The organism is Aestuariivirga sp. (assembly GCF_047600585.1).
Classification (GTDB): Bacteria; Pseudomonadota; Alphaproteobacteria; order Rhizobiales; family Aestuariivirgaceae; genus Aestuariivirga.
In genome coordinates, this window is record NZ_JASGKP010000001.1 from 1,070,213 (window position 1) to 1,091,436 (window position 21,224).

At 64.5% G+C, this 21,224-nt stretch carries 19 protein-coding genes; 9 read left to right on the forward strand and 10 right to left on the reverse strand.

Annotated elements, in window-relative coordinates:
* Positions 1-3: 3 nt before the first annotated feature.
* From ligA to QM801_RS05080, 3 genes are read left to right on the forward strand one after another with little or no spacing between them, the layout of a single operon-like run.
* On the forward strand, positions 4-2,100 hold the full coding sequence (gene ligA, locus QM801_RS05070) for an NAD-dependent DNA ligase LigA (protein ID WP_415018127.1): 2,097 nt from the start codon (positions 4-6) through the stop codon (positions 2,098-2,100).
* Entirely contained in the window at positions 2,097-2,780 is a 684-nt protein-coding gene (locus QM801_RS05075; RefSeq protein ID WP_415018128.1) for an AzlC family ABC transporter permease, read from the forward strand. Before ligA ends, QM801_RS05075 begins: the two co-directional genes overlap by 4 nt.
* Positions 2,777-3,091: an AzlD family protein gene (locus tag QM801_RS05080; protein WP_415018129.1), complete on the forward strand. Its 315-nt coding sequence runs from the start codon at positions 2,777-2,779 to the stop codon at positions 3,089-3,091. Before QM801_RS05075 ends, QM801_RS05080 begins: the two co-directional genes overlap by 4 nt.
* Here QM801_RS05080 and QM801_RS05085 read toward each other — a convergent pair.
* Positions 3,084-4,874, reverse strand: a complete 1,791-nt coding sequence (locus QM801_RS05085) for an aminopeptidase P family protein (RefSeq protein ID WP_415018130.1) — start codon at positions 4,872-4,874, stop codon at positions 3,084-3,086. The two genes, QM801_RS05080 and QM801_RS05085, sit on opposite strands and share 8 nt — an antisense overlap.
* A gap of 276 nt (positions 4,875-5,150) precedes the next feature.
* Here QM801_RS05085 and QM801_RS05090 point away from each other — a divergent pair, with 276 nt between their 5' ends.
* Positions 5,151-5,360 carry a cold-shock protein gene (locus QM801_RS05090; protein WP_415018131.1) on the forward strand — a complete coding sequence of 70 codons (210 nt, stop codon included), beginning with the start codon at positions 5,151-5,153 and terminating at the stop codon, positions 5,358-5,360.
* A gap of 447 nt (positions 5,361-5,807) precedes the next feature.
* Positions 5,808-6,002: a DUF1127 domain-containing protein gene (locus tag QM801_RS05095; RefSeq protein WP_415018132.1), complete on the forward strand. Its 195-nt coding sequence runs from the start codon at positions 5,808-5,810 to the stop codon at positions 6,000-6,002.
* Positions 6,003-6,016: 14 nt separating this feature from the next.
* On the opposite strand, the gene QM801_RS05100 is transcribed toward QM801_RS05095, so the two are convergent.
* The 3 genes from QM801_RS05100 to QM801_RS05110 all read right to left on the reverse strand — a co-directional run bounded on the left by QM801_RS05100 (position 6,017) and on the right by QM801_RS05110 (position 10,805).
* Positions 6,017-6,973, reverse strand: coding sequence for a 50S ribosomal protein L11 methyltransferase (locus QM801_RS05100; protein ID WP_415018133.1), 957 nt, complete (start codon positions 6,971-6,973; stop codon positions 6,017-6,019).
* Between the two features lie 414 nt (positions 6,974-7,387).
* On the reverse strand, positions 7,388-9,271 hold the full coding sequence (locus QM801_RS05105) for an ABC transporter ATP-binding protein (RefSeq protein ID WP_415018134.1): 1,884 nt from the start codon (positions 9,269-9,271) through the stop codon (positions 7,388-7,390).
* Between the two features lie 172 nt (positions 9,272-9,443).
* On the reverse strand, positions 9,444-10,805 hold the full coding sequence (locus tag QM801_RS05110) for an HD-GYP domain-containing protein (RefSeq protein ID WP_415018135.1): 1,362 nt from the start codon (positions 10,803-10,805) through the stop codon (positions 9,444-9,446).
* A gap of 73 nt (positions 10,806-10,878) precedes the next feature.
* On the opposite strand from QM801_RS05110, the gene QM801_RS05115 reads away from it, so the two are divergent.
* Together QM801_RS05115 and msrB are read left to right on the forward strand one after the other, a co-directional pair.
* Positions 10,879-12,306, forward strand: coding sequence for an MFS transporter (locus QM801_RS05115; protein ID WP_415018136.1), 1,428 nt, complete (start codon positions 10,879-10,881; stop codon positions 12,304-12,306).
* A 62-nt stretch (positions 12,307-12,368) separates the two neighbouring features.
* Complete coding sequence (gene msrB, locus QM801_RS05120) at positions 12,369-12,884, forward strand: peptide-methionine (R)-S-oxide reductase MsrB (protein WP_415018137.1); 516 nt, start codon at positions 12,369-12,371, stop codon at positions 12,882-12,884.
* 321 nt (positions 12,885-13,205) lie between these two features.
* Here the strand turns inward: msrB and QM801_RS05125 are convergent, their stop codons facing one another.
* The gene (locus QM801_RS05125; RefSeq protein WP_415018138.1) at positions 13,206-15,137 is read right to left on the reverse strand and encodes a potassium transporter Kup; all 1,932 of its coding nucleotides are present in this window, start codon (positions 15,135-15,137) and stop codon (positions 13,206-13,208) included.
* Between the two features lie 248 nt (positions 15,138-15,385).
* Here QM801_RS05125 and QM801_RS05130 point away from each other — a divergent pair, with 248 nt between their 5' ends.
* Positions 15,386-15,676: a hypothetical protein gene (locus QM801_RS05130; protein ID WP_415018139.1), complete on the forward strand. Its 291-nt coding sequence runs from the start codon at positions 15,386-15,388 to the stop codon at positions 15,674-15,676.
* Between the two features lie 109 nt (positions 15,677-15,785).
* Here QM801_RS05130 and QM801_RS05135 read toward each other — a convergent pair whose 3' ends face one another.
* The 5 genes from QM801_RS05135 to QM801_RS05155 all read right to left on the reverse strand — a co-directional run bounded on the left by QM801_RS05135 (position 15,786) and on the right by QM801_RS05155 (position 19,787).
* Positions 15,786-18,158: a UvrD-helicase domain-containing protein gene (locus QM801_RS05135; protein ID WP_415018140.1), complete on the reverse strand. Its 2,373-nt coding sequence runs from the start codon at positions 18,156-18,158 to the stop codon at positions 15,786-15,788.
* 48 nt (positions 18,159-18,206) lie between these two features.
* Positions 18,207-18,416 (reverse strand): hypothetical protein, encoded by a 210-nt coding sequence (locus tag QM801_RS05140; RefSeq protein ID WP_415018141.1) that lies wholly within the window; start codon positions 18,414-18,416, stop codon positions 18,207-18,209.
* Between the two features lie 179 nt (positions 18,417-18,595).
* Positions 18,596-18,985, reverse strand: coding sequence for a type II toxin-antitoxin system VapC family toxin (locus tag QM801_RS05145; protein ID WP_415018142.1), 390 nt, complete (start codon positions 18,983-18,985; stop codon positions 18,596-18,598).
* Entirely contained in the window at positions 18,982-19,269 is a 288-nt protein-coding gene (locus QM801_RS05150) for a hypothetical protein (protein ID WP_415018143.1), read from the reverse strand. Before QM801_RS05150 ends, QM801_RS05145 begins: the two co-directional genes overlap by 4 nt.
* Positions 19,270-19,301: 32 nt before the next feature.
* Positions 19,302-19,787 (reverse strand): thioesterase family protein, encoded by a 486-nt coding sequence (locus QM801_RS05155; protein ID WP_415018144.1) that lies wholly within the window; start codon positions 19,785-19,787, stop codon positions 19,302-19,304.
* Between the two features lie 34 nt (positions 19,788-19,821).
* Here QM801_RS05155 and QM801_RS05160 point away from each other — a divergent pair, with 34 nt between their 5' ends.
* Positions 19,822-21,216 (forward strand): FAD-binding oxidoreductase, encoded by a 1,395-nt coding sequence (locus QM801_RS05160; protein WP_415018145.1) that lies wholly within the window; start codon positions 19,822-19,824, stop codon positions 21,214-21,216.
* The last annotated feature ends 8 nt before the right edge of the window (positions 21,217-21,224 follow it).

The following is a 21,224-nucleotide window of genomic DNA, read 5'->3' on the forward strand; positions in this document are numbered from 1 at the left end:
CCCATGGCGAAGAAGCCGGTGCCTGTGGAGGACTTGTCGCCGCTTGAGGCTGCGGCCGAGCATGCGAAGCTCGCCGAAGAGGTGGCCCGCCACGACATCGCCTATCACCAGGAAGACGCGCCCACCATTACGGACGCGGAGTACGATGCGCTTCGCCGCCGCCTCGTTGCGATCGAGGAGGCGCATCCCAACCTCGCCCGTGCCTCGAAGGCGTCCACCAGCGTGGGTGCCGCCCCCTCCGGCAAGTTCGCGAAGGTGCAGCACCGCGTGCCGATGCTGTCGCTCTCCAACGCCTTTGCTGATGAGGACGTGACCGACTTTCTCGACCGCATCAGGCGCTTCCTGAAGCTGGCCGACGACGCGAAGGTCGCCGTCACGGCCGAACCCAAGATCGACGGTCTCTCGATCTCGCTCCGCTACGAGAACGGACATCTCGTGGAAGCGGCCACGCGCGGCGATGGCGCCGAGGGCGAGAATGTCACCGCCAATGTTCGCACCATCAAGGATGTGCCCGAAAAGCTGCACGGCAAGTTTCCCGCCGTCTTCGAGGTGCGCGGTGAAATCTACATGTCCCACAAGGACTTCGCCGCACTCAATGCCAAGCAACTTGAAGCGGGCGAGCGCACCTTTGCGAACCCCCGCAATGCAGCTGCGGGCTCGCTCCGCCAGCAGGATGCCACGATCACGGCGGCGCGGCCCTTGCGCTTCTTCGCCTATGCCTGGGGCGAGGCGCCGGTGCTTCCCGCCGACACCCAGTGGGACGTGGTGCAGACCTTCAAGACCTGGGGCCTGCCGGTCAATCCGCTGATGAAGCTCTGCCATGGCGCAGACGAGCTGCTCGCCCACTACCGCAGGATCGAAAGCCAGCGCGCCGATCTCGGCTACGACATCGACGGCGTCGTCTACAAGGTGAACGAGATCGCGCTCCAACAGCGCCTCGGCTTCGTCTCGCGCAGCCCGCGCTGGGCCATCGCCCACAAGTTCTCGGCGGAGCAGGCCACGACCGTGCTCGAGAAGATCGACATTCAGGTGGGCCGCACCGGGGCGCTCACGCCGGTGGCGCGCCTCAAGCCCGTCACGGTGGGCGGCGTGGTCGTCACCAATGCCACGCTCCACAACGAGGACGAGATCGCCCGCAAGGACATCCGCGTCGGCGATACGGTGGTGGTGCAGCGGGCGGGCGACGTGATCCCGCAGATCGTCTCGGTGGTGCTCGAGAAGCGCCCGGCGCACACGCATGCCTACGCATTCCCCCATGTCTGCCCGGTGTGCGGCAGCCACGCCGAGCGCGAGGAGAAGGGCGGCAAGGCGGATGCCGTGCGGCGCTGCACCGGCGGTCTCATCTGTGCCGCCCAGCGCAAGGAACGCCTCAAGCATTTCGTCTCCCGCAACGCCTTCGACATCGAAGGGCTTGGCGACAAGATCATCGAAGAGTTTGCCGACGAAGATCTGCTCAAGGTGCCGCAGGACATCTTCAAGCTGGAAGACAGGATCGGCAGCACGCTGAAGGACCGCGAAGGCTGGGGGCAGGCGAGTGCTGCAAACCTCTTTGCCGCCATCAATGCCCGGCGCAGGATCGCGCTCGACCGCTTCATCTTCGCGCTCGGCATCCGCCATGTGGGCGAGACGACAGCTCGCGTTCTCGCTCGCGCCTATGGCTCGGCGGAGCGCCTGCGCGACCAGGCCAAGGCGGCCGAACCCGGCAACGAGGCGTGGGATGAACTCACCTCCATCGACGGTATCGGCGATGTGGTGGCGGAGGCGATCCAGCAGTTCTTCGGTGAGCCCCACAACATCGAGGTCGTCGATGCGCTGCTTGAACAGGTGGAGCCGCAGCCGCTCGCGGCGGTGGCAACTGCATCGCCCGTCTCGGGCAAGACGGTGGTCTTCACCGGCGCGCTCGAACGCATGACCCGCGAGGAGGCGAAAGCCATGGCCGAACGCCTCGGCGCCAAGGTGTCGGGCTCCGTCTCGAAGAAGACGGATCTCCTCGTTGCCGGGCCCGGCGCGGGCTCCAAGCTCAAGGATGCGCAGAAGCACGGCGTCGAGGTGATCGACGAGGACGAGTGGTTCAACCGCGTCGGCAACGCGGCATCATGATGCGGGATTTTCTGCGGGGGCTGCGCGAAGTCTGGCCGATGCTGATGGCCTATGCGCCCATCGCCGCGCTGTGGGGTGCGGTTGCGGCGGGGCAGGGCTTCTCGCCGCTGGAATCCGTTCTCGTCAGCGCCATTGTCTATTCCGGTGCGGCGCAGTTCGTCGCCGTCGATCTGGTCAAGGCGGGAACGCCGCTCTCGCTCCTCGTCTTCACGATTGCCACGGTGGGCCTGCGGCATGTGCTGATGTCCGCCTCCATTTCGCGGCAGATTGCTCACTTCCCGAAGCTCAAGGCCTCGATCCTGATGTTCTGGCTCACCGATGAGGCCTGGGCCTTGCTCGAACGCCGTGCCCTCACGGAGCGGCTGACGCCTGCGTATTTCGTCGGAGCCGCCGTGCCGCTGTGGGTGACATGGGGCATCTTCACGGCGATCGGCGCTGTCGTCGGCAAGGGACTGGGCGATGGTGCTGCGATCGGCCTCGACTTCGCCTTCGCCGCACTCTTCATCGCGGTGCTGGCGGGCTTCTGGAAGGGCAGCCGCACCGGCGCCATCCTGCTGGTGAGCGCGGCTTCGGCCTGCGTGGCCAAGGTCTTCATTCCCGGCGCGTGGTACATCCTGATCGGTGGACTCGCCGGCATGGGCGTTGCCGTTCTCATGGCAGAGAAGGAGCAGGCGGCATGAGCGCCTTCGCTCTCGATCCCGAGCTCTTCCTCGCCATCATCCTCATGGGCTGCGCAACCTATGGCACGCGCCTCTCGGGCTATCTGCTGTTGCGCAATGCGAAGATCGAAGGGCGATTGAAGGCCGCACTCGATGCCGTGCCGCCCGCCATTCTCACTGCCGTGATTGCGCCCGCCGTGCTGATGGAAGGCTGGCCCGAGCGCCTTGCCGGTGCGGTCACGCTCGCCGTGGCGCTGCTGCGCGCGCCCTTCCTCGTCACCATTCTTACGGGCGCAGCAAGCGTCGTCTTCTTCCGCTACATCCTCACGTGAGAGGGGCGCAGGCTTCCTTCAGCCAGGCCGCCGTCGGGGCATCAAGCTGAGGCGCAATCTCGCGCACCACGCGAGCGTGATACTGGTCGAGCCAGTGCAATTCCTCGCGGGTGAGCAGCTTTGTGTCGATCAGTGCGCGGTCGATGGGGGCGAGCGTCAGCGTCTCGAAGCCGAGCATGGCGCGGTCGCCGCCTTCGACGGGTGTTGCCTCCGTCACCAGCAGCAGGTTCTCGATGCGGATGCCGAAGGCATCCTGCTTGTAGTAGCCGGGTTCATTGGAGAGGATCATGCCGGGTTCGAGCGGCGTGTGCCCCGCCTTCGAAATGCGTGCCGGACCTTCGTGCACCGAGAGATAGCTGCCCACGCCGTGGCCGGTGCCGTGATCGAAATCGAGCCCCGCCTTCCACAGCGCCTGCCGTGCGATGGCATCGATGTGGCCGCCCGTGGTGCCCTTGGGGAAGCGCAGCACCGACAGCCCGATCATGCCCTTCAGCACGCGGGTGAAGCGGTCGCGCATTTCGTCCGTGGGTGTGCCGATCATCACCGTGCGGGTGACGTCGGTTGTGCCGTCAAGATACTGCCCGCCGGAATCGATGAGATAGATCTCGCCCGGCGTGATCGCCCGCGCCGTCTCGGGCGACATGTGATAGTGCGGGATCGCGGCGTTGGGGCCCGAGGCCGAGATCGATTCAAACGAGAGGCCGCGCAGCAGGTTTGATTGCTCGCGGAACTGGCGCAGCTTCTCCGCCGCCGTCTCCTCCGTGAACCCGCCCTTCACGCCGTTCATCGATACCCAGTTGAGGAAGCGGGTGAGGGCCACGCCATCGCGCTTCTGCGCGGCGCGCGCTCCTTCTTGCTCGGTGGCGTTCTTGCGGGCCTTGGGCAGCACGCAGGGGTCCGCCGCCTCGATCACCTTGGCGCCGGCCTTGAGGAGGGCGAGGCGCGCGGCTTCGGGTGCGAGGTTTGGATCGAGCGCCACCGTCTTGCCCTTGAGGGCAGCGAGACGCTCCGCCAGGTCGCCGGGTGCGCGGCATTGGGCAACGGCCTTCAGGGCCTCCTTCGCGGCGGGCGTCAGGCGCTTCCCGTCGGCGAAAAGCTCCGCCTTGCCCTTGCGGTGGACCAGCGCATAGGCGAGCGGGAAGGGCGTGTAGGGCACGTCGCTGCCGCGGATGTTCAGCGCCCAGCAGACCGAGGCCGGGTCGGAGAGCAGCACTGCGTCGGCCTTCTGGCCGGCAAGGGTGGCGGCAATCGCCTTCAGCTTTTCCGCGGCGGAAAGCCCGGCGTGGGCCATGTCATGGGCCTCGATCGGCTCGGACGGCCGGGCGGGCTGGTCTTTCCAGACCATGTCAACCGGATTGCGGGGGAGCGCGACGAGCTTGGCCCCCGCCGCGTCCGCTGCGGCCTTCAGCCTGCGGGCCTCGGCCACCGTGGTCACCCAGGGGTCGAATCCCAGCTTCTCGTTCGTCTTCACGGTGCGGGCGATCCAGGCGGAAGGCGGATCCTCCATCAGGTGATGGGGCTCGAACAGGCGGGTATCCGTCTGTTGCCGGACCTGCAGGGTGTAGCGTCCGTCCACGAAGATCGCTGCCTTGTTTCTGTGCACGATGCCCACGCCCCAGGAGCCCTTGAAGCCTGTCAGCCACTTCAACCGCTCGGCGTAGGGCGCCACATACTCGCCCTGGAACTCGTCCTGCCGCGGCACGATGACCGCGGCGAGTCCCTTCGCTTTCATCAGTGTGCGGAGAGCTTTCAGGCGGCTGTCGTGAACGGGTTCAGTACTCATCGCGATTGGTCCCAAGTCAAAAGTATCGAATCTGCGGCGGCTTATCGGGAAATACTGTCCTTTTCTGCGCTGTTGCTGCAAGGGGAGAGGGACAAAGGCTCTTGCGCGTTTTTGCAGGGTGTATCATAAAGTCGCACATCGACTATTGGCCGGACGTTTGGCCGCTCTCGCCTGCCTTCAAGCATGCGCTTGCACGACGCCCCTAATTCTCGACTGGTTTGTGAGGCGTCGACAACCACCCAAACCAACTGCAACGCAACTGAAGGACTTTACGTAATGGCCACCGGTACAGTGAAATGGTTCAACACCCAGAAGGGCTATGGTTTCATTCAGCCAGACGATGGCGGCAAGGATGTGTTCGTTCACATCTCTGCGGTGGAGCGCGCTGGCCTGAAGGGCTTGAAGGACGGGCAGAAGATCACTTTCGAGCTGATCACCGACAAGCGCACGGGTCGCACCTCTGCGGGCAACCTCGTGGTTTCGTAACGCAACCACCCCGAAAAGACTTTCCGAATGCCCGGCTTGCCGGGCATTTTTTATGGTGCGCCGCCCCCGCTGTAGGTGCGAATCTTTTGTGCGCCGCAACAATCGAGCCATAATCCTTGCCGAATTGTTATGCGGAATCGGTGGGTGAAGACGGCCCATCAGCGTCAAAGCGGCAAAATGCGACATGCCGACATCGCCCAGCGGCGCTCCTGAATGTTTATGCACATTCAAAAAACCGTCATATTTCAAGGCTAATTCTCGCAACGTCGGCAGAACGACAAGGTTAACCGAGTATGAACAGCGATATGCAAAATACGCATATCAAAGCCTCTCGGGCATCTCTTGCAGGTGCTCAAGAGGGAGACTACATCGGCCTTGAAATTGTGCGACGCACATAGAATTTAGGCAGGCGCGGATGGCCGCAGCCGCCAGAGCAGGAGAAAGAAAATGACGACGATTTCCATGGGCCGCGAAACCATTCGCAACTCGGGTCTGGGCGCTGCCCCCGGCCTGATGAACTCGGTGAAGGCGTACTTCGCCCGCACCCGCGCCGAACGCCAGCTGCGCCAGCTCGATGACCGCCTTCTCGCCGACATCGGCCTGAAGCGCGCTGACATCAGCCGCCAGGTCTGGGGCAACTAAACAATCACGAGAAGCTAGGCATCCAGCTCCCAGCCGGGGGCACGGGATGTGATTTGCAGGCGCCCGGGTCCAGAACCCGGGCGCTTTGCTTTTGCGCCGGGCCGTTCTGGCCGTGTCATCACCAGCGCCACCCAGTTGCCCATGAAAATGGTGCGGCTGTGGGTGAGGCCGCGGGCGAGGTAGCAGGCCTTGATCCAGCGCAGCTGCTCCCGGGTAAGGCCGGAGAGGATGAGATGGCCGCCGGGGGCGAGCAGGGTGGAAAGCCCCTGCGCCAACGCCGCCAGCGGGCGGGCGAGAATGTTGGCGAAGATCAGGTCATAGGGTGCCTGCCGCCGGATCACCGGGTGATGCAGCCCCGCCGCCGTCTGCGCGCGGGTGAGGGGACGGAGCGCATTGACGCGAGCGTTCTCCAGCGTCACACGCACCGCTTCCGGGTCGATGTCGGTGGCCAGCACCGGCCGGCGTGTGGCCTGCGCCGCCGCAATCGCCAGCACGCCCGTGCCGCAACCGAGGTCGAAGATGCGTTGTGGAGACTGCCGCTTCAGGATGTGATCAAGGGCGAGCAGGCAGCCCGCCGTGGTGCCGTGATGACCGGTGCCGAAAGCGGTCCCGGCGTCGATCTCGAGGGATTGGCCACCGCCCCGGCGACGCTCGCGGTCATGCGAGCCGTGCAGGTAAAAGCGGCCCGCTGCGACGGGGGCGAGGCCTTCGAGCGACTTCCGCACCCAGTCCACATCAGGCACGGCGGCGATGTCGGCGGCAAGGCCGAGTGCGTCTCGCGCTGCGGCGGCAGATGCCTCATCAGGGAAATAGGCAACCACGTTCCACAGGGCGCGTACCTCATCAGTCTCGTTCACCGTGACGGCGAGGGCGTCGATCGCCGGATGTTCGTCGATGCGGTCGGCCAGCGCCTGCGCAGCCTCAAGGGCGGCAGAGGCAAAGGTGAGCGTGGTGCGGGCTTCGGCGGTCACGGGGTTCTCCGGCAGGTTCGCGCCCGTGACTACGCGATGGATGCGGGCGAGTGCAATAACCCGTGAAGCACATCCTTCGAGGCCGCTTCGCGGCACCTCAGGATGAGGAGTCCAAAACGCCCTCGTGCTGAGGTGCGATCGCACAACAATCCCCAACACCCGTCATTTCGGACACAGCACCTTGATCGAGCGAAGCGAGATGTCGCGCGCGAGCCGGAATCCAGCTTAAGGTGGTGCAAGGAAGCTGGGCCCCCGCCTTCGCGGGGGTGACGTGATTAATAAATTTTCGTCATTCCGGACGCGCGCCTTGATCGAGCGAAGCGAGATGTCGCGCGCGAGCCGGAATCCAGCTTTGGGTGGTGCAAGAAAGCTGGGCCCCCGCCTTCGCGGGGGTGACGGCGTGAGAGAGCGGGGTCACTCCGCCGGTTCGGGCGCCTTGATGTCTTCCGGAATGAGGAAGCCGCCGGACTGGCGCGCCCACAGGCTGGCATAGATGCCCTTCTTGCGCTTCAGCAACTGGCTGTGCGTGCCTTCCTCGACGATGCGGCCCTTGTCCATGACGATGAGCCGGTCCATGGCCGCGATAGTGGAGAGGCGGTGGGCAACGGCGATCACCGTCTTGCCCTCCATGAGCACGTTGAGATTCTCCTGAATCGCCGCTTCCACTTCGCTGTCGAGCGCGGAGGTGGCTTCATCGAGGATCAGGATCGGCGCGTTCTTCAGCAGCACGCGGGCAATCGCCACGCGCTGCCGCTGGCCGCCCGAGAGCTTTACGCCACGCTCGCCCACATGGGCATCATAGCCGCGCCGCCCGTTGGGATCGACGAGGTTGGCGATGAACTCCGAGGCGTGCGCCTTCCCGGCGGCGGCCACGATCTCGCTCTCGCTCGCATCGGGGCGGCCATAGCGGATGTTGTCGCGCACCGAGCGATGCAGCAGCGAGGTATCCTGCGTCACCACGCCGATCGCGGCACGGAGCAACTCCTGCGAGACGTCAGCGATGTTCTGCCCATCGATGGTGATGGTGCCAGAGCCCAGGTCGTAAAAGCGCAGCAGAAGGTTGGCGAGAGTGGACTTGCCCGCGCCCGAGCGGCCCACGAGGCCGACCTTTTCGCCGGGGCGGATCTTCAACGTCAGGCCAGCCAGCACCTCGCGGCCGTTCTCGACAGGCTTGCCGTAATTGAAATGCACCGCATCGAAAACGATTTCGCCCTCATGCACGGCAAGCGGGCGTGCGTTGGCCACGTCCTTCACCAGATGTTCGCGCGCCACCACGTCGACGCCATCCTTCACCACGCCGAAGTCCTCGAACAGGCCGGCGAGTTCCCACAGCATCCAGTGCGCCATGCCGAGCATGCGGTAGACGAGGCCGACCGAGAAGGCGATGGCGCCCACCGTGATCGCATCAATGTGCCAGAGGTACACGGCCATCGCCGCCGTGCCGGTGAGCAGGGCGGAGTTCAGCACGTTCAGCACCAGGTTCATGTCGGTCGAGACGCGCATGGAGGCGTAGACCGAGTCCAGCATCCACTCCATGCCTTCCTTGGCATAGTCGTCTTCACGCGAGGCGTGAGCGAAGAGCTTCACCGTCGGCATGTTGGTGTAGGTGTCGACCACGCGGCCGGTCACCACCGAGCGCATGTCGGCCTGACGCTCGGAAAGCTTGCCGAGCTTCGGCACGAAGTGGCGCATGGTGAGGGCATAGAGCACCAGCCACAGCACCAACGGGATGGCCAGCCGCCAGTCGTTGCTGATGAAGGCCGTGAAGGCGCTGATGAAGAACATGGCCACCCAGGCGATCACCTGCGTGAGCTTCATCACCACGTCGCGCACGCCGAGTGCGGCCTGCATCACCTTCGTGGCGACACGGCCCGCGAACTCGTTCTGGAAGAACTCCATGGACTGCCGCAGCATGTAGCGGTGCGTGAGCCAGCGGGTGCGCATGGCATAGTTGCCGCGCAGACCCTGGTTCTCGACGGAGTCGGCGGAGACGTTGACCGTCGGCAGGATGATCAGCGCCAGCAGCAGGAAGAAGATCAGTTCCCACTTGTTCTCGGCGAAGAACGTGGTGCGGTCCGCGGTGCCGAGCTTGTCCACCAGCTTGCCGACATAGGAATAGGCCCAGACCTCGATCATCGAGGAGGCAAGCGACAGCACGAAGCCCACCGCCAGCAGCGGATAGAATGGCCGCGAGAAATGCCGGATGAAGCCCCAGACCGTTGCCGGGGGCTTCTCGGGAAGTTCGGCCGGGAAGGAGGACACGCGGTTCTCCAGCCAGCGGTAAAGCCAAGTGCGCATTGTGAATGCCGGTCAGAAATCTTTGGGAAGCGCGGGCCACCGGCGCATCCGGGCGGTACTGTGGGCGGATGGGCCTGCACAGCCCTCCTGTTTACGCAAAGCGGAGCGCGCGGGCAATGCTGGTCAGGAATATCGGGAATGTGTTGCCGCCATGCCCCACCCGGGAACCGGCTCAGGCGGCGGCTGCATCCGCCTTGTTCATGGAGCGGACGAGCGCTTCGAAGCCGTCGCCATCCAGCGCCCGGCCCACATCCTTCTCCATGATGCCCAGCGCCTGCGACACGGGCATGGGGCCGCGATAGGGCCGCTCTGCCGTGAGCGCATCGAAGATGTCGGCCAGCGAGACGATGCGCGTGGCATGCGAGATGGCGCTGCCGCTGATGCCGTAGGGGTAGCCCTTGCCGTCCAGCTTCTCGTGGTGGTCGCGGCCGATCTCGGCAATGCCGCGGAAGGAGGGAATGCCCGAGAGGATGTTGCCGGAATGCACGGGGTGCTTGCGGATCTCCGCGAACTCCTCGTCGGTGAGCTTGCCCGGCTTGTCGAGGATGGTGTTGGAGATGCCGAGCTTGCCCACGTCGTGGAGCAGCGCGGCGCGGCGCAGCGTGCGGCGCATCTCGGGCGTTTCGCCCATTTCCTCGGCGATCAGGTCGGCGAAGACGGCGACGCGTTCGGAATGGCCCGCCGTGTAGGGGCTCTTGGCGTCGATCACCTTGGCGAAGGCGAGCGCGATGTCGTCGAGATAATCGTCATCCACCTCGCGGCGGATGTCCTGCGGTTCCAGCGCCAGCACGCGGAGCGGCAGGTCCGGCGCATCGAGCGTGTCCCAGAAGCGCGGGTCTGCCGCCAGTTCGGCGAAGGCCTTGGTGAGCAGCGGATCGAACCAGCTGCCGGCCCGGCCCACCACTTCCTTGATGGCAGCATCGCGGCCGATCGACTTGAAGAACACGTCGGTGACTTGCGCAAGAAGCGCGATCTGTGCGCCCTGCGGGATGTCCTTGCCGCTCCGGCCTTCCGGCTTGCCGCTGCCATCCCAGTGCTCGTCGAGCGCCTGGATCGATGAGCAGACAGTGGGTGAGAAGCGCATGCGCGCGGCGATCTCGGCGCCGCGGTGGCAGCGCGCTTCCATCAGCTCGCGGGCAATCTCGCCACCGTTCTTGAGGATGTTGATGATGGCGCGGAAGCGTTCGGCCATGGGCGCGGTCAAGCCGGTGTGGCCGAGCACGAAGCGCAGCGCCTGCGGCAGGCTGCCGTCGATCAACTTGAAGTCGCGTTTGAAGTTGCGGTCATCGGCCAGGTAGAGCTGGCAGATGCGCGCTGCGTTGGAGGAGCAGCCCAGGTCCTTGAGCAGCAGCGTGTAATAGAGGTCCGAGAGCTGCGCCGGGCCATAGCCCAGCATCTTGCCCACGTGGAAGCCGATCCAGCAGCAGCGGATGCAATGGCCGCGGGGCTGGCCTTCGGTGAGATCGAGGGCGTGGCTCAGTGCACCTATCAGGTCGGCGAGGCGCAAGTGTGTCTGGGAGGAGGGGGCCGTCATGGGGCCATTGCAACACAGGCCTGCTTAACAGCCGGTGTAGGCAGGCTGCGGCCCTGTGGTAGAGGCTGGGGCCATGCCCTCCAATGCCAGAATCCTGCCGCTGGTCATCGCCTCGGCGCTGTTCATGGAACAGATGGATTCCACCATCATCGCCACCTCGCTGCCCGCCATGGCGGCTGACCTCGGGGTGAGCCCCACGTCGCTGAAGCTGGCCTTTACCACCTATCTCCTCGGCCTCACCGTCGTCCTGCCGGTGAGCGGCTGGGCGGCGGACCGTTTCGGTGCCAAGACGGTGTTCCGGCTTGCCATCGTCATCTTCACACTCGCCTCCGCCGCCTGCGGCCTGGCCTCGAGCCTGCACTGGCTGGTGGTGGCGCGGGGCGTGCAAGGGATTGGCGGCGCCCTCATGGTGCCGGTGGGGCGCATCATCGTGCTGCGCTCGGTGAAGAAATCCGAACTGCTCGACGCGCTTGCGTGGTTGACCATCCCTGCGCTCATCGGCCCGGTCATCGGTCCGCCGGTTGGTGGTTATATTACAATGACTTACGACTGGCGCTGGATCTTTTGGATGAACCTGCCGTTCGGGGTTGCCGCCTTCGCGCTGGCCTCCTGGCTCATGCCCAACATCAAGGCTGATACGCCGCCCAGCCTCGACGTGAAGGGCTTCCTGCTCTCGGGCGCGGGGCTGACACTGACCGTGCTTGGCCTCACTGTTGCCGGGCGCGGCCTGTTCACAGGGCCCGAGGTGGTGATCATGATTGCCGCCGGCGTGGCGTTCCTGGTGGCCTATGCCGCCCATGCCCGGCGTTCCAGGGTCCCCATCCTCGACCTCCGCCTCATGCGCATTCCCTCCTACCGGCACTCCATGCTGGGCGGCAACCTGTTCCGCATCGCGGTGGGGGCGGTGCCGTTCATCATGCCGCTGATGCTGCAGCTGGGCTTCGGCTTCTCGCCCTTCGCCAGCGGCATGGTCACCTTCGCCTCGGCCTTCGGGGCGCTGTCGATGAAGTTCACGGTGGCCCGCATCGTGCGCACATTCGGCTACCGCAGCCTGCTCATCGTCAACGGGCTTCTCTGCTGTGCCACCTTCGCCGCCATGGGCTTCTTCCGGGCGACGACACCGTTCTGGATGATGTTCGCGGTGCTGCTGGTGGGCGGCTTCATGCGCAGCCTGCAGTTCTCCTCGCTCAACACGCTTGCCTATGCCGATGTGGACCGCAACGACATCGCCAAGGCCAACACGCTCTACACCGTGGTGCAGCAGCTCTTCCTGGCGATGGGCGTGGCGGTTGCCGCCTTCCTTCTCGACTTCCGGCTGTGGTGGAGCGGGCGGAGCATGCTCACGCCAGCGGATTTCTCCTTCGTGCTGTTCGTGACTGCGGCCATCTCTGCTTTCGCTGTCATCTCCTACATGAAGCTCGAGACCGATGCCGGCGCCAGCATCTCCGGCCACGCGGAGGAGGAGGGCGAAAGCCCCTCCGGTCAGGTCACGCGGGCTTGAACAGGTGTGAGTGCCCTTTTGCCGGGCGCTGGCGTAGAGAGGGTCAAACGGAGACCGAACCCATGACCTTGCGCACTGTCACTTCCCCCCGGATGAACCGCAGGCTGCTGCTCGCCCTAGCTGGCGCTACCTCTCTCATCGGGCTTGGCCTGTCGCGCCGCCCCTCCATGGCGGAGGGCGAGACCTTCGAGATCACCAAGACGCCGGAGGAGTGGAAGAAGATCCTCTCGCCCGAGTCCTACGCCGTGCTGCGCGAGGAAGACACCGAGCGGCCCTTCACCTCGGAGCTGCTGAAGGAACACCGCAAGGGCACCTTCAACTGCGCGGGCTGTGACCTGCCGCTCTTCGCCTCCGAGACCAAGTTCGATTCCGGCACGGGCTGGCCGAGCTTCTATGATCATCTCCCCAATGCCATCGGCAAGAAGGAAGACAATTCCCTCTTCATGACCCGCACCGAAGTGCATTGCGCCCGTTGCGGCGGCCATCAGGGCCATGTCTTCGACGATGGTCCGCAGCCCACCGGGCTCCGCTACTGCATCAACGGCGTGGCGCTGAAATTCGCCCCGCTGGAGGCGTGAACTCCCCCTGTCCTCCATGCCTGGCATGGAGAGGTTGAACGCGTAGGCCGTGACGGCGGGAAGAGCTGCAAGCAAAGAAGCTGGGCCCCCGCCTTCGCGGGGGTGACGGTTGAAAAAACCGTAACGCTCCACTACCACCGTCATTCCGGACGCGCGCCTTGATCGAGCGAAGCGAGATGTCGCGCGCGAGCCGGAATCCAGCTTTCTTTCCATTCTCTCCATGCCCGGCCTTGAGCCGGGCATCCAGACTTGGCCGATGAACTGGATGGCCGGGTCGAGCCCGGCCATGGAGAGCGGTTAAGAAACGCGCCTCGATGTTTCCTACACAGACACGCGGCTGCCCAGTTCCAGCACCCGCTCCTCCGGAAGCTGGAAGTAGTGGCTCGCGTCATCGGCATTGCGCGCCATGAAGATGAAGAGCTTGTCCTGCCACGCCGGCATGTCGCCGATGTTGGCCGCCTGAAGGCTGCGGCGCGAGAGCACATAGCTCGTCTTCATCGGTGGAACGCTCGCCCCCGGCCAATCGGCCTTCGCCAGCGCACGGGGCACATCCGGCGTTTCCATGTAGCCGAAACGCACCTCGATCAGCGTGAAGTCATCCGACAGCGTGCGCAGGCGCAGACGCCGATCCTCTGCAATCGTGGGCTCGTTTTCCATCACGATATACACGATCGCATTGTGCCGGTGCAGCGACTGATAGTGCTTGAGGCCGTGCATCAGCGACGTAGGCGCGGCATCGGGCGTCTGGGTGAGATAGAGCGCCGCCCCATCGATCCGTTGAACGGAGCTCTTCGCAAGGCTCCGCACCACGGTGTTGAGCGGCGCCTGCAGGGCCCGCGTCGAGGCAAGCAGCTGCCGCGTGCCCTTACGCCATGTCCACATCAGCAGCATCACGGCGCCGCCGAGCGTGAGCGGCAGCCAGCCACCATGGGCGATCTTCAGGGCATTGGCGCCGAAGAACACCACGTCGATGGCCAGCAGCGGCACCATCAGCGCCAGCACGCCCGCCATCGGCCACTTCCAGCGGTTCTTGATCACGAACATGGCGAGGATCGCCGTCACCACCATGGTGCCGGTGACGGCGATGCCATAGGCCGTGGCAAGTGCAGAAGATGAGCGGAAGGCGAGCACCAGCGCGATCACGCCGATCAGCAGCAGCCAGTTGATCTGCGGCATGTAGATCTGCCCGGCGCTGGAATAGGAGGTGAAGCTCACGCTCATGCGCGGCAGGAAGCCGAGCTGCACCGCTTGCCGCGCCATGGAATAGGCGCCCGTGATCACCGCCTGGCTGGCGATGATCGAGGCGGCAGTGGCAATCGCCACAAGGGGAATGAGACCCCACTCCGGCACCATGAAGAAGAAGGGGTTTTCCAGCGCCGCCGGATTGCTGAGAACCAGCGCGCCCTGGCCCAGATAGTTGAGCACCAGGCTCGGCAGCACGATCACCAGCCAGGCATATTTGATCGGGTTCTTTCCGAAATGCCCGAGGTCGGCATAGAGCGCCTCGGCTCCGGTGACGGCAAGGAACACGGCGCCCAGCGTGACAAGTCCGATCATGCCATGATCATTGAGGAAGGCGATGGCATAGAGCGGGTTCACCGACATCAGCACCACGGGTGCGTCCATGATGTTGTAGATGCCGGCCACTGCCAGCACGGCGAACCAGAGCAGAGTCACCGGGCCGAAGACGCCTGCCACTGCCGATGTGCCGTGCGACTGCACGGCGAAGAGCGTCACGATGATGGCCAGCGAAATCCAGATCACATAGGGCTCGAAGGCGGGTGTGAGCACGTTCAGGCCTTCGACTGCACCCAAGATCGAAATGGCCGGCGTGATGATGGCATCGCCGAAGAAGAGGGCCGCACCCACCATGCCGAGAAAGGGAATGATGGCGAAGAACTTGCCGCGCCCGCGCATGGCGAGCGCCATGAGCGACAGTGTTCCGCCTTCGCCCTTGTTGTCAGCGTTGAGCAGCACGAACACGTATTTGAGGGTGACGATGAGAAGCAGCGCCCAGATGATGAGCGAGAGAATGCCGAGGACGAGTGTGTCGGTGAGTTGACCTCCGGCGAGCGCGGCATTGGTGGCTTCGCGGAAGGCATAGAGGGGGCTTGTGCCGATGTCGCCGTAGACGACGCCGATGGCGCCCAGCGCCAGAAGCCAAAAGGACGACGGCCCGTGCGCGTGGCGCGGACCGCCGGACCCAACGCCGGGGTCGTCTTGCACCTCCGGAAGGGGTGATGTTGCTGTCATGATGGTTCTCCTCGCTATGCTGCAGCGCAGCAGGGTTGAGGGGTTTACGCCTGCTGCGCTGCACCGCGCATGCAAAGTTGTCCTGTCTGGAGCGTGGCGCGGGCATGTGGGCGTCAGTCGCATAAGCAGAAAAAAGGTATTTTTCCCAGAGGTTTAAGGGCAGGGCATAAACGGTGCCAGTGGATTTCTTCCCCGCTTCCCGCCGGGCGTGCTTTGCGCATTGGCCGGTCCGGTCTATCCTTGCCCCCATGAGCCCGGCCGCCGTTCCACCCTCCGATTTCACGCCTCCGCAGGCTGCCCTGTGGTGGCTGAAGAAAGGCGGCTACCGCTTGGGCCCGGAGTGGCAAAAGGCGCATCTCCTCTGCCAGCAGCACGAAGGCGATTTCGCCCACGACCTCGTGCATGCGCTTTGTCACTGGATCGAGGGTGACCTCGGCAACCGCGACTACTGGTACCGCCGCGTTGGCCCGGAATGGCAGCACGCGCCGACGATCGCGGCGGAGTGGGAGAAGATCAACGAGCGTCTTGGCGAGGGGTAGGACTTCTCCACCGTCACCCCCGCGAAGGCGGGGGCCCAGCTTCTTCTTTCGCAATTGTGATCAAGCAAAGCTGGGTGCCCGCCTGCGCGGGTATGAGGGACTTTTGGGGTCACCCCCGCTCGACGAAGCTGTCGATCACCCGCTTCTCGCCGGCCTTTTCGAAATCCACCGTGAGCTTGTTGCCCTCGACGAAGGTCACCGTGCCGTAGCCGAACTTCTGGTGGAAGACACGGTCGCCCTTTTCGTAGCCCGCACCCTCTGCCGAGATCACCGTCTCGCCCTCGATGAAGCGCGGCGAGGACTTGAGGCCCTGGCCCTTGGCGTAGGTGTTCTGGGCCCGCTGCCACCCCGGCGTCTGGTAGGTGTTGCCGCTGCGGAAGGTGTTGGCCGTGTCGAAGCGACTCTGGCCGTAGGTGCCGATGCCGTAGCCGCCATAGCTCGTCGTCATCGCCATCACTTCCACATGCTTGGCGGGCAGCTCGTCGATGAAGCGCGAGGGGATTGCCGATTGCCACAGCGCATGCACGCGGCGGTTCTGGGCGAAGGAAATGGTGGCACGGCGCTTCGCGCGCGTGATGCCGACATAGGCGAGTCGGCGCTCCTCCTCCAACCCGGCGCGGCCCTTTTCATCGAGCGAGCGCTGGTGCGGGAACAGGCCTTCCTCCCACCCGGGCAGGAACACCGTGCCGAACTCCAGCCCCTTGGCTGAATGCAGCGTCATGATGTTCACGCGGTCGTCGGCATCGCCCGTGTCGCGGTCCATGACCAGCGAGACGTGTTCGAGGAAGCCCGCGAGATTGTCGAACTCGCCCATGGAGCGCACCAGTTCCTTGAGGTTTTCGAGGCGGCCCTGGGCTTCCGGGCTTTTGTCGTTCTGCCACATCTCGGTGTAGCCGCTCTCGTCGAGCACGATTTCGGCCAGCTCCGTGTGCGGCAGCACGTCGATGTGCTTGCGCCAGCGGCTGAAGCTTTCGAGCAGCAGGCGAAGCGCGGTGCGCGCCTTCGCCGGCAATTCATCGGTCAGCGCCATCTGCTCGGCGGCGCGGAACAGCGACAGGCCCTGCTGGCGGGCGAGGTCGAACATCTTCTTCACAGAGGAATCGCCGATGCCGCGCTTCGGGGTGTTGATGATGCGCTCGAAGGCGAGATCATTGTCGGGCGAGGCGACGACCTTGAGATAGGCCATGGCATCGCGGATTTCGGCGCGTTCGTAGAAGCGCGGGCCGCCGACCACGCGGTAGGGAATGCCGAGCGTCAGGAAGCGGTCTTCGAAGCTCCGCATCTGGAAGGAGGCGCGCACAAGGATGGCCATGTCGTTCAGCCGTTCGCCCTTGCGCTGCAGGCTTTCGATGTCGTCTCCGATGGCCCGGGCTTCCTCGTCGCCGTCCCAGTGGCCGCGCACGATGATGGGTTCGCTCTCGTCACGCTGGGTGCGCAGCGTCTTGCCGAGGCGGGCCTCGTTCTTTGCGATGAGACCGGAGGCAGCCCCCAGAATGTCGGGCGTCGAGCGATAGTTCTGTTCGAGGCGGATGACCTTGGCGCCGGGAAAGTCCTTCTCGAAGCGAAGGATGTTGTCCACCTCGGCGCCGCGCCAGCCGTAGATCGACTGGTCGTCGTCACCCACGCAACAGATGTTGTGATGCCCGGCGGCGAGCAGGCGAAGCCAGAGATACTGCGCCACGTTCGTATCCTGATACTCGTCCACCAGCATGTAGCGGAAACGCTGCTGATAAGTCTTCAGCACGTCGGGATGTTCCTGGAAGAGGCGCAGCACCTCCAGCAGCAGGTCGCCGAAGTCGCAGGCGTTCACCACCTTCAGGCGCTGCTGGTAATCGGCGTAGAGCTTGCCGCCGAGGCCATTGGCAAAGCCATGGGCCTCGCCCGAGGGCACCTTGTCGGGCGTGAGACCGCGGTTCTTCCAGCCGTCGATCAGGGCTGCAAGCTGGCGGGCGGGCCAGCGCTTTTCCTCGATGCCTTCTGCCTCCAGCAATTGCTTGAGCAGGCGGATCTGGTCGTCGTCGTCGAGAATGGTGAATCCGGAGCGGAGACCTGCAAGCTCATAATGGTTGCGCAGGATCTTCACGCCGATCGAATGGAAGGTGCCGAGCCACGTCATGCCCTCCACCATGCCGCCGATCAGCATGCCGATGCGTTCCTTCATTTCGCGCGCCGCCTTGTTGGTAAAGGTGACGGCGAGGATCTGGTTCGGGAAAGCCTTCCGTGTACTGAGGATGTGGGCGAGGCGCGTGGTCAGCACGCGGGTCTTGCCGGTGCCCGCCCCCGCCAGCACGAGCAGGGGGCCGTCGGTCGAGAGCACGGCGTCGCGCTGCTCGGGGTTCAGGCCCTTCAGATATTGCGGCTCCGCACCCTGCATGGCGCGCGCGGCAATGCCGCCCGGCACAACGCCCGTGGGCGTGGCCGGAGCAGCGAGATCATCCTCACCGAAATCGGAGAGGTCGAGGGGGGGCTTGGGTGTGGACATGGGGCCGGACAGTTGATTCCTTGTCCGGCCTATATAGGGCAGCCGGCCTCAGGCTGCGAGGCAATGTTTCTGCTTTGTCCCGCTTGCCTTTTTGGCGAGATCGTTGACGTGGGCCATGGCGTGCCGCCAGCGGGCGGCCGTCTCCATGTCACCGGCGCGCTCGCAGAGTTCCGCATGGCGGGCAGCCTCCGCAAGGGCCCTGGGGCCATGCACGAAGACAAGCGCGTCAGCGAAGTAAGCAAATCCGTTCTGGGTCATTGTGGGCCTCCTTTCCGGCCGGGCTTCAGCGCCCGGTCTGGTGAACACTCTGATGCCCTGCAAATGCGCCGTCAACTTTACAGGGATGTGACGGGACTGAGGCCATTCCATCACTTCCCGTGCAAGCATGATGCACTTCTTCAAGTCTGGAGACGAGTGTATCGGAACTGCAGATCGGATCAGCCGAGCGGACGGACCTTCACAACGCTGCTGGCGCTGCGCGCAAGCCGTGCATCATGGGTGACAAGCGTTGCGTCTGTGGACTCAGCCAACGCCACATAGGCCGCGTCATAGGCGGTCATGCCGTGCCGTTTCGCCCAGATCGCATCCGCCAACTTCAAAGTGGGAATGCGGAGAAGGGGAAGGGCGCCGAGAAAGGACAGGAAGGCTTTCGCGTCAGCATCCGTCAAGCGCGCGCGCATATCCAGCCGCCGGAGGGCACTCAGGCATTCCGCATCGAAATGCTGCGGTACGAGAATGGTTCCGGAGCGCAAGGTCTGTGTGAACGAATCCCAGAGACCCTCAACGAAGTAGCCGTCCATGACAGCCGAGGTATCGAGAACGATCACGGTTTGCGACGGGGCTCTTCCGCGAAACCACCGATGTGATTGTCGGCGTCGTCGCGTTCGGCGCGCGCTTCTGTCCAGGCCCGTTGCACATCCTCGGCGCTGACCTTTGGCCGCGGCTGTTTCGATATCTTGTCCAGTACGTCGTCCAGCGTCGGCGTGCGTGCCATGCGGGCCAGCTCGATGCGGAGATATTCCGAGAGCGACAGGCCGCGCGCCGCCGCCCGCTTCACGAGGATGTCGTAAAGCTTGCCGTCAAAGTCGCGGACGTGGATGTTTTTCTCCATGCATGCAGTTTGCATGCGATGGGCGCGGGGTGTCAAGACTTCCGCGGAATACCGATCTTGTGGCCGACCTGTGCAGGAACGGGGAGTGCCTTGTGGGCGGTGGCGATCTCCGCGATGCGCTTCGCTACATCATCGGGAAAGTTCGAGGTCTTGTGGGTGGTGAGGCTTACATGGCTCACCATCACCTCCAGCACGCAGGCGACCCAGCCTTCGGCCGCATGGCGCATCTGCTGCACGTAGTGCACGCGCTTGTGGTCGTGGTCGAGGAACTGGATGTCGATCTTCACCCGGTCGGTGGGGGCGAGTTCACGCAGGTAGGAGGTGTGGGTTTCCAGCGTGAAGAAGGAATTGTTGGTCTCCTTCACGTAGTCGGGGCCGAGGCCGGCCATGCCGAAAATCTCGTCGGCGGCGCGGTCGAACAGCACGTTGTAGTAAGCCATGTTGAAGTGGCCGTTGTAGTCGATCCATTCAGGCTCGATCCCCATGGTGCTGGAGGTGAATGGTGCCGGAAAAGTCATCGCGTTTCAGTCCCGCTGTGTTAGGTTCCGGCCCATGACTACACCACACCTCAAGAACAGCACAACCGACGCCATTGCCAAGGTCCGGGAGCTTCTGGGAGACCGCCTTTCGACCGCGCCTGCGGTGCGCGAGCAGCACGGCAAGGACCAGACCTGGAACGAGGGCGCACCACCCGATGCCGTGGCCTTCGTCAAGAACACCGGCGAGGTGAGCGCCATCGTGGCGATCTGCGCCAGCCATCAGGTGCCGGTCATTCCCTTCGGCACGGGCACCTCGCTGGAAGGGCACTTCTCTGCCCCCTATGGCGGAATCTCCATTGATTTGAGCGGGATGAATCACATCCTGGAAGTGAACTCGGAAGACCTGGATTGCCGTGTCGAAGCGGGTGTCACCCGCAAGACGCTCAATGCGGCGCTGCGCGACCAGGGCCTGTTCTTCCCCATTGATCCCGGTGCTGACGCCAGCCTCGGCGGCATGACGGCAACCCGCGCCTCCGGCACCAATGCGGTGCGCTACGGCACCATGAAGGACAACGTATTGGGCCTCACCGTGGTCATGCCCAATGGCGAGGTGATCCGCACCGGCACGCGGGCGCGGAAGTCCTCGGCCGGCTATGACCTCACCCGCCTCATGGTCGGCTCTGAGGGCACTCTCGGCGTCATCACCGAAGTGCAGCTGAAGCTGCACGGCATTCCGGAATCGATTGCCGCCGGCGTCTGCGCCTTCCCCTCGGTCGAAGCATGCTGCCGCACCACCATCGAGACGATCCAGATGGGCATTCCGGTGGCCCGCATCGAACTCGTCGATGCCGAGCACATCAAGGCGATCAACGCCTATTCCAAGCTCTCGCTGCCGGTGCAGCCCACGCTCTTCGTGGAGTTCCACGGCACGCCGGACTGGACCCGGGAGCAATCCGAACGCTTCGGCGAAATTGCCGCCAGCCATGGCGGCGGCAGCTTCGACTGGGCGACGAAGGAGGAAGACCGGCTGAAGCTCTGGCAGGCCCGCCACGATGCCTTCTGGGCCACCAAGAACCTGCTGCCCGGCAAGTCCGAGACTTTGGCCACAGACGTGTGCGTGCCCATCTCGCGGCTGGCGGAATGCGTGGAGCAGACCCGCCTCGACCTCGAGGCCAACAAGATCTACGGGCCGATGATCGGGCACGTGGGCGACGGCAACTTCCACGTGGTGCTGTTCTGCGACACCAACGATGCGGGCGAGTTGAAGCGCGTGAAAGAGGCCTATGACCGCCTCATCAACCGGGCGCTGGCCATGGGCGGCACCTGCACCGGCGAGCACGGCATCGGCTCCGGCAAGCGCGCCTATCTGGCCCGGGAACACGGCCCTGCGCTTGCCTACATGCAGGCGATCAAGCGCGCCTTCGACCCTCTCAACATCATGAACCCGGGCAAGAACGCGGCCATTTGAAAACCACG